The sequence below is a fragment of the Streptomyces sp. NPDC050147 genome (genome assembly GCF_040660195.1).
In the GTDB taxonomy this organism is placed as follows: Bacteria; Actinomycetota; Actinomycetes; order Streptomycetales; family Streptomycetaceae; genus Streptomyces.
In genome coordinates this window covers 1-1,750 of record NZ_JBFALJ010000063.1, presented here as the reverse complement: position 1 = coordinate 1,750, position 1,750 = coordinate 1, and the positions used below count along the sequence as shown (strand labels likewise).

Here is a 1,750-nt window from a genome sequence, read left to right as displayed (position 1 = left end):
CAGCCCACCCCCTTGCGGATACCTCATATGACCGGCCTACTGCGAAAACCAAGACTTGTCAGCCCTCGCGACATCACGCCAACAAGGTCAGTAGTCGTGCTCGCACTCGTCGGGTGCTCAGATGTTCACACCGCCGCTGGGCCAAGGTCCGGCGGCGGGAAGGCGGGAGAGGCCCCGGCCAGCCGGGACCCGGCGGATCCGGACATCGACCGCTACCTCGACCGCGTACTGCCGCAGGGGGCGGGCATTACCGTGGCCGCCGCGCGAGGGGGCGAGCTCAAGCACTGTGCGGGCCGCGGATACGCCGACCGCGCGGCGAAGACCCCCACGACCTGCGACACCGTGCACGACGTCATGTCGATCACGAAGCAGTTCACCGCCGCCGCGATCCTGAAGCTGGAGATGAGCGGCAAGCTCCGGGTGAGCGATCGGATCGGTGCGCACCTGGACACCGTTCCCGAGGACAAACGGGCCATCACGCTGCACCAGCTCCTTACGCACACGGCGGGCCTGCCCGAATCGCTCGGCGACGACTACGACCCGCTGTCGCGATCGCAGTTGCTGGCCGGGGTGCTGAAGACTCCGCTGCGGTCGGCTCCCGGCGAGGAGTTCCGTTACTCCAATGTCGGCTACAGCCTGCTCGCCGCGATCGTCGAGAAGGCCTCGGGCCTGAGCTACGAACGCTACTTGGCCCAGAGCCTGTTCCGGCCCGCCGGGATGACCCACACCGGCTATGTGCTGCCCACGTGGACGCGCGAGCAGGTCGCCGTCGAGTATGACCGGCACGGGCGCCCGCAGGGACGGCCGATGGACCATCCATGGGCGCCCGACGGCCCGTCCTGGAATCTGCGCGGCAACGGCGGGATGCTCTCCACGGCCCGGGACATGTTCCGCTGGCATCGCGCCCTCACCGACGACAGCGTCCTGTCCGCGACCGCGAAAAAGAAACTGTTCGCCCCGCAGGTGCGCGTGCCGCAGCTGGACGGGGCCTATGGCTATGGCTGGGTCGTCGTTGACTCCGATGACGGCCGGGTCGCCTGGCACGACGGGGGCAACGACTGGTCGCTGGCGACGGTCGCGGAGTTCCGGCGCGAGGGGATCTCGGTGTTCTGGGTGAGCAATCAGGCCTACCAGAAGGGGGAGTGGAACCTTGAGGACGATCAGATGAAGCTGACACATGGCATCGCTGAGCGGCTGCGACGCGGCGCCTGACCCCACGGACCGTCGGTGCGGGCGGGTAGCTCCGGCCCGCACCGCGTCTGCGGGGCCGCCCGCCTGGACACCAGCCTCACTCCAGAAGAGGCGCAACCGTGGGCGAGACCGTCGCCTGCGCCTGGCCTCTTGGAGGGTCTTTCGGCGCATGGCGGCCGGGGCAGAGCGAAGAGCTTGGTATCGGGCCCCAAGAGACGCTGGAGCCCTGGACCCCCAAGAGACGCTGGAGCCCCTGGACGTCGATCCCCGCGACATCCGGACCTGCATACTGCCCGCCGCCGGGGCCGACCCGTATACGTGGATCGACACGGCGGTGAGGCGGAGACCGTCGCCGCTGAGCCGGAGTGTCGGGGGCAGGCCCTCGCTGAGGGGAAAACCTCGGCGGTGGTTGGCGTTCTCCTTCCGTAGCTGACCCGGGCCAAGCTCTCCGCCGGCGGAGAGCTTGGCCCGGGGGAGCGGGGGGGGGCCAGTGGCCGGGGGGTTACCCGTCGCCCGGGCGGTGTGGGGCGTATCCAAAGGGTGGGGGGGGGGCCGGGGC

1 protein-coding gene is annotated in these 1,750 nt (G+C 69.8%); it reads left to right on the top strand.

Going from position 1 to position 1,750, the window contains the following annotated elements; all coding sequences use genetic code 11:
• The first annotated feature begins 96 nt into the window (after positions 1 to 96).
• Positions 97 to 1,212, top strand: coding sequence for a serine hydrolase domain-containing protein (locus tag AB0I94_RS41915; RefSeq protein WP_363315082.1), 1,116 nt, complete (start codon positions 97 to 99; stop codon positions 1,210 to 1,212).
• The last annotated feature ends 538 nt before the right edge of the window (positions 1,213 to 1,750 follow it).